Origin of the sequence: Streptomyces sp. NPDC051664 (assembly GCF_044453545.1) — a bacterium.
In the GTDB taxonomy this organism is placed as follows: Bacteria; Actinomycetota; Actinomycetes; order Streptomycetales; family Streptomycetaceae; genus Streptomyces.
Map to the genome: position 1 here is coordinate 491054 of NZ_JBITCU010000002.1, position 13828 is coordinate 504881.

Sequence of the window (13828 nt, forward strand, 5' to 3'; positions counted from 1 at the left end):
ATCACGGCAGCAGCCGTGGCCCCCGTTTCGCTGCGATGTCCTCGACCCAGCCGAACAGGGCCACGGCCGTCGCGATCAGCACCCAGGCGATCGTGAACTGGAACCACAGGCTGTCCAGCGGCAGATCCCGTTCGAACGCGGGAACGTTCCACATCAGATCGATCAGCGGGACGCTCGCCATCAGTGCGACCTCGTGCCACAGATAGATCGTCACGGCGCGGGCATTGAAGACCTTCACGATCCGGTCGGCCGCGCGATGCCGGGCGAGCCCGCCGAAGTCGGGCCGGAAGCGGAGCAGCAGCAGGACGAATCCAGCGGACCACAACGCCTGGGCGAGCGGGATGTCGTCGAGATCGTAGGAACCGTCGGCCCGGTGGTGGAAGGCCCACCAGGCGCCTGCCGCCAGCAGGGCCGGCGCCACGGTGACGACGAGTGCGGGGCGCATCCGGTCGAGTACACCGTCGCGGTGGGCGAAGCCGAGCAGCCAGCAGAACAGGAAGACCGACAGGTCGCTGAGGGCACTGCCGAGGCGCCCGTCCGGCACACTCCCCAGGGTCTCCAGGACCACGACAGGCACGAGGGACAGTGCGAGCACGGGCAGCGGGGCCAGGCGGAATGCGCGCAGCAGCACCGGCGACAGCAGCACGAACCACAGATACGTGCGCAGGTACCAGAGCACCGCCCAGGCCTGCTCGCCCCACGCATTGCCGGGGGGATCGCCGACCGGCAGCACCCAGTACAGGACATCGGGTCCCGGCAGCCAGCCGTGCAGCAGCATCGCCGTACCGATGACCAGCGCGAACACCCAGAGGGGGACCAGCAGTCTGCGCAGCCGGCCGCGGATGACGGGCAGCGCGGGCCGCTCCAGCGAACGAGCCATGAGCGATCCGGCGAGTGCGAACATCACGCCCATGGACGGGAAGACCAGCCCCAGCCAGGGCCACTCGAACGTGTGGTACGTGATGACGCGGACCAGTGCGAAGGCCCGCAGCGCGTCGAAGTAGCGGTCGCGGCCGCCTTTCGGGGCAGCCAGCACCACGGGCTCGGCCGTGACCTCCTCCGTACGGACCGCGACCTGCGGTCCGCCCTTGCGGTGTGCGCCTCCCATCAGCGCACCCCCGTGCCGGGGGCCGGTGTACCGACCTCGCCGGTGCGCTTCAGCTTCTGCCAGCGCAGCCGGCCGCCGGTCGCGGCGGTGACGCACGAGTGGATCAGCACCAGATACATCAGCTGCCGGTACGCGATCTGCTGCAACGGCAGCATGAGCAGATACCGGTACCGCTCGCGGTCGAGACGGAACGCGTAGGCGGCACAGACCAGTTGGACAAGCAGCACCGCCAGCCAGGCGAGCAGCGACGCCTTGAAGTCCACAAAGATCATCGCGTAGACCGTGAACACGTCGATGAGCGGCGCGAAGACGGGTGTGACGATCTGGAAGAGGACCACCAGCGGCATCCCGACCCGGCCGAAACGGCCGGACGGCCCCCGGTCGGTGACCGATTTCCGGTGCTTCCACAGCGCCTGCATCGTGCCGTAGCTCCAGCGGTAGCGCTGCCGCCACAGCTGCCCCAGCGAGGCGGGCGCCTCGGTCCAGGCGCGCGCGTGCTCGGCGTAGACGACCCGCCATCCGGCGCGGTGCAGTGCGATCGTGATGTCGGTGTCCTCGGCGAGGGTGTCCTCGCTCATCCCGCCGACCCCCAGCACCGCATCGCGGCGGAACGCCCCGATCGCGCCCGGGATGGTGGGCATGCAGCGCAGCAGGTCGTACATGCGGCGGTCGAGGTTGAAGCCCATCACGTACTCGATGTGCTGCCAGGCGCCGATCACGGTGGTGCGGTTGCCGACCTTGGCATTGCCGGCGACCGCACCGACCTCCGGGTCACCGAACGGCTGCACGAGTCGCTGAACGGTGTCGGGTTCGAAGACGGTGTCGCCGTCCATCATCACCACGATGTCGTAACGCGCGTGCCGCACACCGTTGTTGAGCGCGGCGGGCTTGCCCGCGTTCGGCTGGCGGATCACCCGCACGTTCGGCAGGCCCAGGGACTCGGCGATCTCGGCGGTGCCGTCGGTCGAGCCGTCGTCGACGACCACGATCTCGATGGGGTGGGTGCTGGCTGCCAGGGAATTGAGGGTGTTGGCGATGCACTCCTTCTCGTTGTACGCGGGCACGATCACGCTGACCGGTCCGGTGACCGAGGGCCCCCAGGAGAACCTGTGTCTGTTGCGTTGCCGGTAGTGGCGCCGCGCGAGGACGAGCATCATCGCGAACCTGCCCAACACGGCTACGCCCACGACTGCCAGCACCGCGGCCAGACCGGGCACGGTCCACTCCGCGACGGCGACCGCACCGAGAAGGGCGCGGCCCTCCCAGAGCGTGGCGGTGTCGGCCGTGCGGTGCGCGGCCTGCTCCGGGTTGCTCTGCCGGGCGTTGCCCCCGGTGCCGGGGGTGCCCTGCGCCTGCTGCGCTTGTGCTTGCTGTCCCTGTCCCTGTGCCTGTTGCTGGGCGCCGCTGACCGTGGTGAAGGTGTAGCCCTTCGACTTCATCTTCTTGATGTACTGGGGCAGCGCTTCGAGGGTCTGGGAGCGGTTGCCGCCCGCATCGTGAAAGAGCACCGAGGCGCCCTTTCCGCTCTTCGGCGTGGCCCATTTGATGATCTTGGAGACGCCCGGCTGCTGCCAGTCCTCACTGTCCGTGTCGATGAAGACACTGGTGTAGCCCATCGCGCCGAGCTTCTTGTAGACGGGCCAGCTGTAGTTGTCGATCGCGTCGTTCGTCGACGAATACGGGGCGCGGAAGAGTGTCGTCGTGATGCCCGCGGCCCCCGCCAGTGCGAGCTGTGTCTGGGCGATCTCCCGAGTGACGCGGGCCGCGCTCCGGTACGAGAGATCGACATGGGTGAAGGTGTGGACGCCGACCTCGTTGCCGTCGTCGACCATCCGGCGCACCACATCCGGGTAGCGCGAGATCATCGAGCCGACCAGGAAGAACGTGCCGGGCACATCGTTGTCGTCCAGGATGTCGAGCACCTTCTGGGTCCACTCGGGGTCCGGGCCGTCGTCGAAGGTGAGCACGATCGTCTTGTCCGGTACCGACCGGGTCCGCGCCGTGCCGCCCTGGAAGCTGAGGAACGGCCCGCCGTCGAGGACGCTGTCGGGCACCTTGCTCGCACTCGCGTCGGAGCGGACACGCCGGTCGTTTCCGACCTCGGCCCGCAGATAGCCGTCGAGCAGCATCACGGAGACGAGGCCGAGCAGGAGCAGAAGGGCGATGATCACCCGCGGCTTGGGAACCGCCTGCCGGCGGACGCGTTCGATCCGGCTCGGCGTGGCATGCCGTCGCTGGGGTCGTACCTGATTCCGGTTCATCGAGGATCAGCCGGTCCCCGCGGTCGCGGACACCGATACGGATGCCGAGGGCGACGGGCCCGCCCCGCCGGCGGGAGGACCGCTCGGAGGTGCGCCGGTGACTCCCGGAGGCGTGATCCCGGCGGGGCCGCCCTGGGCGGAGGGCGCGCCGTCGAAGGGAAGCAACTCCGAGGGCGACATGGAGATGCCACCCATGAAGGCGAGACCCAGCACGGCCGCGTAACCGACACAGGCGATGCCCAGGGCGATACCCGCACGGCGGAGCAGCCGGGCCCGGCGCCCGGAGCTGTCCACGAAGACGGGACCTTCCTGCGCTGCGGTGCCGGCCAGGGGCCTGCGCAGGCCGGCGTGTTTGCGTCGGCCGTGTCCGGTCGGATTTTTCTCGATGGCGGAGTCGGAATGCATTTGAGCATGCTGACGAACTGCGATGTGCGAAGTCTTAGCCGTTCCTGGCCGAACGCTGTGAGAACGCGGAAAGTCTGTGGATGAACTGAGAACGCGACCGCGGGTCAGGCTCTTTCGAGAGTATGTGATGTCTCGTCATATCCCTTCTGGCGAAGGGGTAATGGATAATCTCTGGGTGACTCTTCGGCAGGCCTGCAGGAAATCTCCGGGTTCGGACACATGGTGATGTGTGAGAGGTTTTCGGTGTCCCCCGTTCTTCATTGTTGCTGTTTCGGGACAATTCTCACGAGAGCAGGTGCAAACTTTATGCGCATTTCACCGAAGGGCTCTCCGAAGGGTGCGGCGGGCCGTGCGAGGCGGGCGACCGCCGTCGTCGCCGGACTCGTCGCGCTCGGGCTCGCCTGCTCGGCGTGTACGACGGGCGCGGCGGCGAACCAGGGCGGTGACTCCCGCTCCCGCGCGGACGGCCCCACGGCCTCCGCTGCCTCGACCGCCTACACCCCGTACGTCAGCGCCACGACCGCGGCCGACACCGACTCCGTAGGTTCCCCGGACACGTACAACCTCGCCTTTGTCGTCGCCGATGACGACACCTGCACCCCGCTCTGGGGTGGCACCGCCGAGCCCACCAGCCGTGCGGTGACCGCACGCGTCGCCGCACTCACCGCGACCGGTGCGGACATCAGGGTCTCGTTCGGCGGGGCTGCCGGGACCGAGCTGGCGCTCGCCTGCGACAGTGCCGAGGACCTGGCCGACGCCTACGCCCGGGTGCTCGACGCCGTGGGCGCCACCAAGGCCGACTTCGACGTCGAGGGCGACGCACTGACCGACCGGGCGTCGATCACCCTCCGCGACAAGGCGCTCCGCCTGCTCCAGAAGAAGCGGCACCTCGACGTCACGTACACCCTGCCCGTGATGCCGGACGGCCTGGAGACCACCGGGACGGACCTCCTGAACGACGCCGCCGAGCAGAAGGTCGACCTCTCCGCGGTGAACATCATGGCCATGAACTACAGCACGTCCCACGACGGTGACATGAGCGACTATGCGCAGCAGGCCGCCGAAGCCACCCACGATCAGCTCACCGACGTACTCGGTCTGTCGGACTCCGAGGCCTGGCAGGCGCTGCACCTCACGGTGATGCTCGGTGTCAACGACACGGCCGGAGAGACGTTCACCCTCGCCGACGCCGCCTCCCTTCGCGCCTTCGCCCGGCGGACCGGCGTCGGTGCGCTCTCCATGTGGGCCACCTTCCGCGACCGGGAATGCACCGACGAGGACACCACGAAGGCGAGCGACACGTGCAGCGGGGTCGAGCAGGAACCGGGAGCCTTCGCGACGGTGCTGGGCGGGTGATCCCTGGTCAGCGCGTGGCGCCATCGAGTGCGTCGCTGCGCACCAAGGTCATCAGCGAGCGGGCGCCGGGGCTCATGGCCCCGGCGGCCGGAAGTACCACGACACTCTCGTAGAAAGGCTGGTCGGCCCCGTCCAGTTCCACCGCGACCAGTCCCAGGGCCTCGGGCTTGCGCGAGAAGTGGTGCGGCACCACGGCGATCCCCAGCCCCTCGTGCACCAGCTCCAGCAGGCTGTGCACGTCGTTCACCTCAAGGCCCACCGTGCGGCGCACCCGTGCCGTCGCGAACGCCTCGTCGGCGGCGCGGCGCGGCCCCCAGTCCGGATGGAAGTCGATGAACGACTCACCGGGAAGCTCGTCGAACGGGACGCGGAGCGCCTGCGCGAACCGGTGGCCGGGGGCGCACAGGACGACCATGCGCTCGCGCGCCAGTGGGATCAGCTCGCCACGCCACTCCCCGGCACTCACCGTCGCGGCGAACGCGACGTCGAGCCGGCCGCCCGCCACCCCGTCCACCAGACTCGACGTGCCCTCCTGGCGGAGCCGGATCTCCATCTGCGGGTGTTTGCGGTGGAAGGCCGCGAGCAGCCGCGGGACCCGCACACCGGCCACACACTGCTCGACCCCCACCGTCAGTGTGCCGCGCAGCAGTCCCCGTACGGCATCGACGGCGTCCTTCGCCGCCCGTGCGCCCGCGAGTGTGCGCTCCGCCTCCACGAGCAGTGCGCGGCCCGCCTCGGTCAGCCGCACGGTACGGGTGGTGCGGCTGAACAGGGGAGTCTTCAACTCCTGCTCCAGGGAGCGGATGGAGGCCGACAGCCCGGACTGCGACACGGCGACCCGTTCGGCGGCACGCGTGAAGTGCTGCTCCTCGGCGACGGCGATGAAATGTTCCAGCTGGCGCAACTCCATGATTGAGAAACATAGACGATAAATCCAACCTGAATCTTCTGTTGGACTGCTGGATCGATGTCGGAGAGCCTGGAGACCCACGCATTCCCGCACCTCTTCCCCTCTCCGTGGAGCCCCGCATGTACCTCCCGTCGCCCGACCGCTACCAGGCCATGCCGTACCGGCGAACCGGACGCAGCGGTCTGCTGCTCCCCGCGCTCTCGCTCGGCCTCTGGCACAACTTCGGAAGGGACCGGACCGCGGACACCCAGGGGCAGATCCTGCGCCGGGCGTTCGACCTCGGCATCACACACTTCGATCTCGCCAACAACTACGGCCCGCCGCCCGGCGCCGCCGAGAGCGCGATGGGACGTGCGCTGAGGACGGACTTCGCCCGGCTCCGGGACGAGATCGTCATCTCCACCAAGGCGGGCTACCTGATGTGGGACGGGCCGTACGGGGAGTGGGGATCGCGCAAGTCCGTGCTCTCGTCGCTCGACCGGAGCCTCACCCGGCTCGGCCTCGACTACGTCGACATCTTCTACTCCCACCGGCCCGACCCGGACACTCCGCTCGAAGAGACGATGGGGGCGCTGGACTCGGCGGTACGGCAGGGCAAGGCGCTCTACGTCGGCCTCTCCAACTACTCGCCGGAGCAGACCCGGGAGGCGGCCAGGATCCTCAAGGACCTCGGCACCCCGCTCCTGATCCATCAGCCGCGCTACTCGATGCTGGACCGCTGGGTCGAGGACGGCCTGCTCACGGCGCTGGACGAGTTGGGCGTCGGCTCCATCGCCTACTCGCCGCTGGAACAGGGCATCCTCTCCGACCGGTATCTGCAGGGGATCCCGGCCGGCTCGCGCGCGGCGGGCGACAGCCCCTTCCTGACGCCCGATTCGGTCACCCCGGAGCTGATCAGCCGGCTGCGCGCGCTGGACAAGGTCGCCTCCGAGCGTGGCCAGTCCCTGGCGCAGATGGCGCTGGCCTGGGTGCTGCGGGGCGGACGAGTCACGTCGGCAGTGGTCGGGGCGAGCAGTGTCGCTCAGTTGGAGAACAGTGTCGACGCGGTGCGGCACCTGGAGTTCAGCGACGAGGAGCTGGCCCGGATCGAGGTACTTCTGAAGACCTCCTGAGGGGGGCTGGCCTTCGGAGGAGGGGGCGGACCGGGCAGGCCGCCCGGTCCGCCCGGGAACGGAGCCGTACCTCTGGCCGGCAAAAGGTGACCGATCCGCCGGTCGCCATGCGGTCGGGAGCCGTCGTCACCCGGACGGTCGGCCGATGTCACTCCGCTGCTTCCCGGGCCGCGCCGTACCGGCCGGCTCCGGAAACGCTGGATGCGTCGCCCCCCTCCTCCCGAAGAGAGAACCGCATGGCATTGTCACCTGTTCTCGCACCGCGGCACCGGCGAATACGTCCGACACGTTCCCGTCGGGGGCATGCGATCGCTGCGGCGCTGACCGCGACGGTCCTCACCGGAGCCGCCGGATCGGCAGCGGCCGACACGGGTACCACAGTCATCACCAAGCCGACCGTGGTGCTGGTGCACGGTGCGTTCGCGGACGCCTCCAGCTGGAACGCCGTCGTCGAACGGCTGCAGCGCGACGGATACAGCGTCGTCGCCCCGGCCAATCCGCTCCGGGGACTGGCGGGGGACTCCGCGTACATAGCGGGCTTCCTCAAGAGCATCCGGGGACCGATCGTGCTGGTCGGGCACTCGTACGGCGGCGCGGTGATCAGCACCGCCGCCGCCGGGAACTCCCAGGTGAAGTCGTTGGTTTTCGTCAACGCGTTCATGCCGGACAAGGGTGAGGCCCTCGGCGCACTGGGCGACAGGTTCCCGGGCAGTGAACTCGCCGCGGCCCTCAGGCCCGTACCGTTCCGCAACACCGACGGCACCAACGGCACCGACCTCTACCTGCAGGCCGCGAAGTTCCACCAGGCTTTTGCCGCGGACCTCCCGGCAGCCGTGTCGGCCGTGATGGCTGCCACCCAACGCCCCATCGCCGCCTCCGCGTTCATGGACAAGGCTGCCGAAGCCGCGTGGAAGACCATCCCGTCCTGGGCCCTGGTCTCCACCCGGGACAAGGCCATCTCCCCGGCCCTCGAGCGCTTCGAGGCGCAGCGCGCCCACGCGCAGACGGTCGAGGTCGACGCGTCCCACGTCGCCCTGGTGTCGCACCCCGCCGCGGTCACCGATCTCATCCGCCAGGCCGCCAACGGCGGCGGGTCGTCCGCACAGCCGGCCCTGGCCGGCACAGGCCTCAACACCCTGGTCCTGGCAGGCCTCGGCCTTCTCGCGGGCGGGACCGTACTGACGGGCTGCGGCCTCATCGGGGCGGCCCGCAAGCGACGCGAACCCAGGCGCTGACCCGCACCGCCGAGCCCCGCCGTCGGCGCAGTCACCGACGTCGCCCGTCGGCGCCGACGACACCGCACGCCCGGCTCCGAGATCCCAACGGTCTTGCACTGGACTGGACCTCTGGAGCTGAAAACACCTCTGGCCTGGGACTCCGCCGCCGCGTACGGTGTTGCGGCAGGAAGATCGCAACGACTTCTGACCTGTGAGAGGACCGGTACATCGTGAAGATCCTCATCAGCGCGGACATGGAGGGCGCCACGGGGGTGACCTGGCCGGCCGACGTGCTGCCCGGCACCCCGCAGTGGGAGCGCTGCCGCTCGATGTTCACGTCCGATGTGAACGCGGCGGCCCTCGGCTTCTACGACGGGGGAGCCGATGAGGTGCTCATCAACGAGGCTCACTGGTCCATGCGCAACCTCCTGCTCGAGCGGCTCGACGACCGGGTCGAGATGCTCACCGGCAAGCACAAGTCCCTCAGCATGGTGGAGGGGATCCAGCACGGGGACGTCGACGCGATCGCGTTCGTCGGCTACCACACGGGAGCCGGTACGGAAGGCGTGCTCGCGCACACCTACCTCGCCAACTCCATCACCGGAGTCTGGCTGAACGGCGTCCGTGCCAGCGAGGGGCTGCTCAACGCCCATGTCGCCGCCGAGTACGGGGTGCCCGTCGTCCTTGTCACCGGCGACAACCTGACCTGCGTGGACGCGGACGGATATGCCCCCGAGGCCCGCAAGGTCGCCGTGAAGGACTATGTGTCGCGGTACGCGGCGGTGTGCCGCACCCCGGCCCGTACCGCCGCCGACATCCGGGCTGCCGCCAAGGAGGCGACCGCGCTCGCCGGGCGCTGTGATCCGGTGCGGGGCGGCTCGTTCACCGTGGAGCTGGAGTTCGACGCCGAGCACCTGGCGGCGGCCGCGACCGTCGTCCCCGGCGTGGCGCCGAGCGGTGAGCGGCGTGTCGCCTACACCAGCACGACGATGTACGAAGGTATTCGGACGTTCAAGGCGGTGACGACGATCGTGTCGTCCGCTGTGGAGGAGCAGTATGGCTGAGGTGACCACCCCCCAGGACTCCGTCGACGATCTGGCGCTCGACGAATCGGTGACGTTCACCTCCGAACTGATCCGGATCGACACGACGAACCGTGGCGCCGGCGACTGCAGGGAGCGCCCGGCCGCCGAGTACGTGGCCGAACGGCTGGCCGCCGCCGGACTGACACCCGAGCTGCTGGAACGCACCCCGGGCCGTACCAACGTGGTCGCCAGGATCGAGGGCACCGACCCGTCCGCCGACGCGCTCCTGGTGCACGGGCATCTCGACGTCGTGCCCGCCGAGGCCGACGACTGGACCGTGCACCCCTTCTCCGGGGAGGTCCGCGACGGGGTCGTCTGGGGCCGTGGCGCGATCGACATGAAGAACATGGACGCCATGGTCCTCGCCGTCGTCCGGGCCTGGGCCCGGGCCGGCATCCGGCCCCGCCGGGACATCGTGATCGCGTACACCGCCGACGAGGAGGCCAGCGCCGCCGACGGCTCCGGCTTCCTCGCCGACCAGCACCCCGAACTCTTCGAAGGGTGCACGGAGGGCATCAGCGAGTCCGGTGCCTTCACCTTCCACGCCGGACCGAGGATGCCGCTCTACCCGATCGCCGCGGGCGAACGCGGCACCGGATGGCTGAAGCTCACCGCACACGGCAAGGCGGGCCACGGCTCCAAGGTCAACAAGGCGAACGCGGTCAGCACGCTCGCTGCCGCCGTCGCCCGGATCGGTGCGCACGAATGGCCGGTGCGGCTCACCCCGACCGTACGCGCGGCGCTCACCGAGATCGCCGCGCTGCACGGGATCCAGGTGGACGTCGACGCTCCCGGATTCGACGTGGACGAACTCCTCGGCAAGCTCGGCCCGGCCGCCGCACTGGTCGAACCCACCGTCAGGAACAGCGCCAACCCGACGATGCTGGAGGCCGGTTACAAGGTCAATGTGATCCCGGGCCGCGCCGTCGCCTACATCGACGGCCGGATGGTGCCCGGTGGCGAGGACGAGTTCCACGCCACCCTGGACCGGCTGACCGGCCCCGATGTCGACTGGGAGTTCCACCACCGCGAGGTCGCCCTGCAGGCCCCGGTGGACTCGCCGACGTACGCGAAGATGCGCGCCGCCGTCGAGCGCTTCGACCCGGACGGCCATGTCGTCCCGTACTGCATGTCGGGCGGCACGGATGCCAAGCAGTTCTCCCGCCTCGGCATCACCGGCTACGGCTTCTCACCGCTGAAGCTCCCGGTGGGCTTCGACTACCAGGCGCTCTTCCACGGCGTCGACGAACGCGTGCCCGTCGAGGCGCTGCACTTCGGCGTCCGCGTACTCGACCACTATCTGCGCACGGCCTGAACCGCACTGGGGGGGATTTGATCATGGTGTCCACAGGGGCCTACGGAACATGGCCGTCACCGATCGACGCACGGCTGGCCGCGTCGCACGACGGCCGCCCGGAATACGTCGGCGTGGTCGGCGACGAGGTGTGGTGGACGGAGCCGCGCCCGGCCGAGGCGGGCCGTCGCGCCCTGGTCCGCCGCCGGGCGGACGGGACCACCGACTCCGTGCTGCCCGTTCCGTGGAACGTCCGCAGCCGCGTCATCGAGTACGGCGGACGGCCCTGGGCCGGCGCCGGGCGTACCGACGGCGGACCCCTCGTTGTCTTCGTGAACTTCTCCGACCAGCGGCTGTACGCGTATGCGCCGGACGGCTCCGGCGAGCCGTGGCCGCTCACCCCGCTGTCGGGCGTCGGCGGAGGACTGCGCTGGGTCGACCCGCAACTGCACCTCGACCGGGGCGAGCGGGGCGAAGTGTGGTGTGTCCTGGAGGAGTTCACCGGCGAGGCGCCCACCGAAGTACGACGGGTGATCGCCGCCGTGCCGCTGGACGGATCGGCGGCCGACGACCGCGGCGCGGTGCGCGAACTCTCCGACGACCGGCACCGCTTCGTCACCGGACCGAAGGTCTCGCCCGACGGGCGGCGGGTGGCGTGGATCGCCTGGGACCATCCGCGGATGCCGTGGGACGGCACCGAGGTGATGCTCGCCGACATCGCCGACGACGGCACGTTCCACAGCGCCTGGAGCTTCGGCGGCGGACCCGAGGAATCGGTGCCACAGATCGAATGGGCCGCCGACGGACAGCTCCTCTTCGCGAGCGACCGCAGCGGCTGGTGGAACCTCTACCGCGCCGATCCGCACCGGGGCACGGTGGCGCTCTGCACACAGGAGCAGGAGTTCGCCGGACCGCTCTGGAAGATCGGGCTCGGCTGGTTCCGGCCGCTGGAGAACGGGCTGATCGCCACCATCCACGGCAAGGGCACCACCACCCTCGGCATCCTCGATCCGGAGACGGGTGAACTCGCCGACATCGCGGGGCCCTGGACCGAATGGGCCGAGACGCTCGCCGTGCACGGCAGCCGGGTCATCGGTGTCGCCGCGAGCCCACGCAGCGCGTACGAGATCGTGGAGCTGGACACCGCGACCGGCCGCACCCGGATCATCGGCGCCCGGCACCGGGACGAGGTCGATCCCGCGTACTACCCCGAACCTCACCAGCGCACCTTCACCGGGCCCGACGGCCGCGACATCCACACCCACATCTACCCGCCGCGCAACCCCGAACGGGTCGGTGCGGAAGGTGAGTTGCCGCCCTACGTGGTGTGGGCGCACGGCGGTCCCACCGGGCATGCCGCGCTCGTCCTCGACCTGGAGATCGCCTACTTCACCTCGCGCGGCATCGGCGTCGTCGAGGTCAACTACGGCGGCTCCACCGGCTACGGAAGGACGTACCGCAACCGGCTGCGCCAACAGTGGGGCGTCGTCGACGTGGAGGACTGCGCCGCCGTCGCCCGGGCGCTGGCCGCCGAGGGCGCAGCCGACCCGAACCGGCTCGCCATCCGCGGCGGCAGCGCCGGCGGCTGGACCACAGCCGCCTCGTTGACCAGCACCGATGTCTATGCCTGCGGCACCATCAGCTACCCCATCCTCGACCTGACCGGCTGGGGCACCGACGAGACCCATGACTTCGAGTCGCAGTACCTGGAGTCCTTGATCGGCCCGCTCGCCGAGGTCCCGGACCGCTACCGCGCACGGTCGCCGATCAACCGGACCGACCGGCTGACCACGCCGTTCCTGCTGCTCCAGGGGCTCGACGACGTGATCTGCCCGCCGGCTCAGTGCGAGCGGTTCCTGGCTGCGATCGAAGGCCGCGGCATCCCGCACGCGTATCTCGCGTTCGAGGGGGAGAGCCATGGATTCCGGCGTGCCGACACCATGATCGCCGCGCTGGAGGCCGAACTCTCCCTCTATGCACAGACCTTCGGGATCGACCGCCCCGACGTACCGCGACTGGAGCTGAAGAAGTGACGCTGACTCCTCTGGCCCGCGCCGCCCGCCTGCGACCGGGTGCCAGGGTCGCCGTCGTGTCGCCCAGCGGACCGGTGCCCGGCGACCGTCTGGAAGCAGGCCTCGATGTGCTGCGCGGCTGGGGCCTGGAGCCCTTCGAGATGCCTCATGTCCGTGCTGTGCACCCGGAGTTGGACTATCTCGCGGGTACGGACGAGGAGCGTGCCCGGGACCTCCAGGAGGCCTGGTGCAACCCGTCGGTCGAAGCGGTGCTGTGCGCCCGCGGCGGTTACGGGGCACACCGCATGGTCGACCTGGTCGACTGGGCGGCGATGCGCGCGGCCGGCCCCAAGGTGTTCGTCGGCTACAGCGACATCACCGTCCTGCACGAGGCGTTCGCCCGGCACATGGGGCTCTCGACGCTGCACGGCCCGATGGCCGCCACGGAGACCTTTCTCAAGGACCCGGACACCCAGGAATCGCTGCGGGCCACCCTGTTCGAGCCGGAGTCGGTACGGACCCTCGGCCTTCGCACGGCCGGGGTGCTGGTGCCCGGCCGGGCCCGAGGCATCACGTACGGCGGTTGCGTGAGCCTGCTCGCCGCCGACATCGGCACCCCGCACGCCCGGACGTCCGCGCGGGGCGGGCTGCTGATGATCGAGGACACGACGGAGGATCCGTACCGCCTCGACCGCATCCTCACCCAACTCCTCAGGGCAGGGGCGCTGTCCGGGATATCCGGGGTCGCCTGCGGCTCCTGGCAGGGCTGCGAACCGTACGAGGAGGTGCGTGCGGTACTCGCCGACCGGCTCGGCGGGCTCGGCGTGCCCGTCGTCGAGGAGCTGGGCTTCGGGCACGGCCCGACGGCGCTCACGATCCCGCTCGGTGTGCCCGCGGTGCTGGACGCGCCGGAGGACGGCGGCCCGGGCGTGCTCACGGTCGAGGTGCCCGCGCTGATCTGAACGTACTCCGGATGCGAAGAAGTTGAACATCCTTCAGGAAACGCTGCCGCGAGCGTTGACACCGCTATGACGCGTATCACAGCATGAGCGCGCCCAGTACCTACTG

The 13828-nt window shown here is 69.9% G+C and carries 11 protein-coding genes; 7 read left to right on the top strand and 4 right to left on the bottom strand.

Annotated features, from left to right (window positions below):
* Position 1: 1 nt before the first annotated feature.
* From ACIA8E_RS05525 to ACIA8E_RS05535, 3 genes are read right to left on the bottom strand one after another with little or no spacing between them, the layout of a single operon-like run.
* On the bottom strand, positions 2 to 1108 hold the full coding sequence (locus tag ACIA8E_RS05525) for an acyltransferase (protein ID WP_399294820.1): 1107 nt from the start codon (positions 1106 to 1108) through the stop codon (positions 2 to 4).
* On the bottom strand, positions 1108 to 3369 hold the full coding sequence (locus tag ACIA8E_RS05530) for a bifunctional polysaccharide deacetylase/glycosyltransferase family 2 protein (protein ID WP_399294822.1): 2262 nt from the start codon (positions 3367 to 3369) through the stop codon (positions 1108 to 1110). Before ACIA8E_RS05530 ends, ACIA8E_RS05525 begins: the two co-directional genes overlap by 1 nt.
* A 6-nt stretch (positions 3370 to 3375) precedes the next feature.
* Positions 3376 to 3774 carry a hypothetical protein gene (locus tag ACIA8E_RS05535; RefSeq protein WP_399294824.1) on the bottom strand — a complete coding sequence of 133 codons (399 nt, stop codon included), beginning with the start codon at positions 3772 to 3774 and terminating at the stop codon, positions 3376 to 3378.
* Positions 3775 to 4080: 306 nt separating this feature from the next.
* On the opposite strand from ACIA8E_RS05535, the gene ACIA8E_RS05540 reads away from it, so the two are divergent.
* Positions 4081 to 5130: a chitinase gene (locus ACIA8E_RS05540; RefSeq protein ID WP_399294826.1), complete on the top strand. Its 1050-nt coding sequence runs from the start codon at positions 4081 to 4083 to the stop codon at positions 5128 to 5130.
* Between the two features lie 7 nt (positions 5131 to 5137).
* Here the strand turns inward: ACIA8E_RS05540 and ACIA8E_RS05545 are convergent, their stop codons facing one another.
* The gene (locus ACIA8E_RS05545; protein ID WP_399294828.1) at positions 5138 to 6040 is read right to left on the bottom strand and encodes a LysR family transcriptional regulator; all 903 of its coding nucleotides are present in this window, start codon (positions 6038 to 6040) and stop codon (positions 5138 to 5140) included.
* A 119-nt stretch (positions 6041 to 6159) separates the two neighbouring features.
* On the opposite strand from ACIA8E_RS05545, the gene ACIA8E_RS05550 reads away from it, so the two are divergent.
* The 6 genes from ACIA8E_RS05550 to ACIA8E_RS05575 all read left to right on the top strand — a co-directional run bounded on the left by ACIA8E_RS05550 (position 6160) and on the right by ACIA8E_RS05575 (position 13722).
* The gene (locus tag ACIA8E_RS05550; protein WP_399294830.1) at positions 6160 to 7152 is read left to right on the top strand and encodes an aldo/keto reductase; all 993 of its coding nucleotides are present in this window, start codon (positions 6160 to 6162) and stop codon (positions 7150 to 7152) included.
* Positions 7153 to 7388: 236 nt separating this feature from the next.
* The gene (locus tag ACIA8E_RS05555) at positions 7389 to 8387 is read left to right on the top strand and encodes an alpha/beta fold hydrolase (RefSeq protein ID WP_399294832.1); all 999 of its coding nucleotides are present in this window, start codon (positions 7389 to 7391) and stop codon (positions 8385 to 8387) included.
* A gap of 212 nt (positions 8388 to 8599) precedes the next feature.
* The gene (locus tag ACIA8E_RS05560) at positions 8600 to 9433 is read left to right on the top strand and encodes a M55 family metallopeptidase (protein WP_399294834.1); all 834 of its coding nucleotides are present in this window, start codon (positions 8600 to 8602) and stop codon (positions 9431 to 9433) included.
* Complete coding sequence (locus ACIA8E_RS05565) at positions 9426 to 10769, top strand: M20/M25/M40 family metallo-hydrolase (protein WP_399294836.1); 1344 nt, start codon at positions 9426 to 9428, stop codon at positions 10767 to 10769. Before ACIA8E_RS05560 ends, ACIA8E_RS05565 begins: the two co-directional genes overlap by 8 nt.
* A 23-nt stretch (positions 10770 to 10792) precedes the next feature.
* Positions 10793 to 12781, top strand: coding sequence for a prolyl oligopeptidase family serine peptidase (locus ACIA8E_RS05570; protein WP_399294838.1), 1989 nt, complete (start codon positions 10793 to 10795; stop codon positions 12779 to 12781).
* Positions 12778 to 13722, top strand: coding sequence for an LD-carboxypeptidase (locus ACIA8E_RS05575; protein ID WP_399294839.1), 945 nt, complete (start codon positions 12778 to 12780; stop codon positions 13720 to 13722). The genes ACIA8E_RS05570 and ACIA8E_RS05575 overlap by 4 nt, the downstream gene beginning before the upstream one ends.
* The last annotated feature ends 106 nt before the right edge of the window (positions 13723 to 13828 follow it).

Excerpts from the sequence above, each read along its gene's own strand:
- ACIA8E_RS05525 (WP_399294820.1), bottom strand. The coding sequence starts at position 1,108 with ATGGGAGGCGCACACCGCAAGGGCGGACCGCAGGTCGCGGTCCGTACG.
- ACIA8E_RS05530 (WP_399294822.1), bottom strand. The coding sequence starts at position 3,369 with ATGAACCGGAATCAGGTACGACCCCAGCGACGGCATGCCACGCCGAGC.
- ACIA8E_RS05570 (WP_399294838.1), top strand. The coding sequence starts at position 10,793 with ATGGTGTCCACAGGGGCCTACGGAACATGGCCGTCACCGATCGACGCA.
- ACIA8E_RS05540 (WP_399294826.1), top strand. The coding sequence starts at position 4,081 with ATGCGCATTTCACCGAAGGGCTCTCCGAAGGGTGCGGCGGGCCGTGCG.
- ACIA8E_RS05550 (WP_399294830.1), top strand. The coding sequence starts at position 6,160 with ATGTACCTCCCGTCGCCCGACCGCTACCAGGCCATGCCGTACCGGCGA.
- ACIA8E_RS05565 (WP_399294836.1), top strand. The coding sequence starts at position 9,426 with ATGGCTGAGGTGACCACCCCCCAGGACTCCGTCGACGATCTGGCGCTC.
- ACIA8E_RS05535 (WP_399294824.1), bottom strand. The coding sequence starts at position 3,774 with ATGCATTCCGACTCCGCCATCGAGAAAAATCCGACCGGACACGGCCGA.
- ACIA8E_RS05555 (WP_399294832.1), top strand. The coding sequence starts at position 7,389 with ATGGCATTGTCACCTGTTCTCGCACCGCGGCACCGGCGAATACGTCCG.
- ACIA8E_RS05545 (WP_399294828.1), bottom strand. The coding sequence starts at position 6,040 with ATGGAGTTGCGCCAGCTGGAACATTTCATCGCCGTCGCCGAGGAGCAG.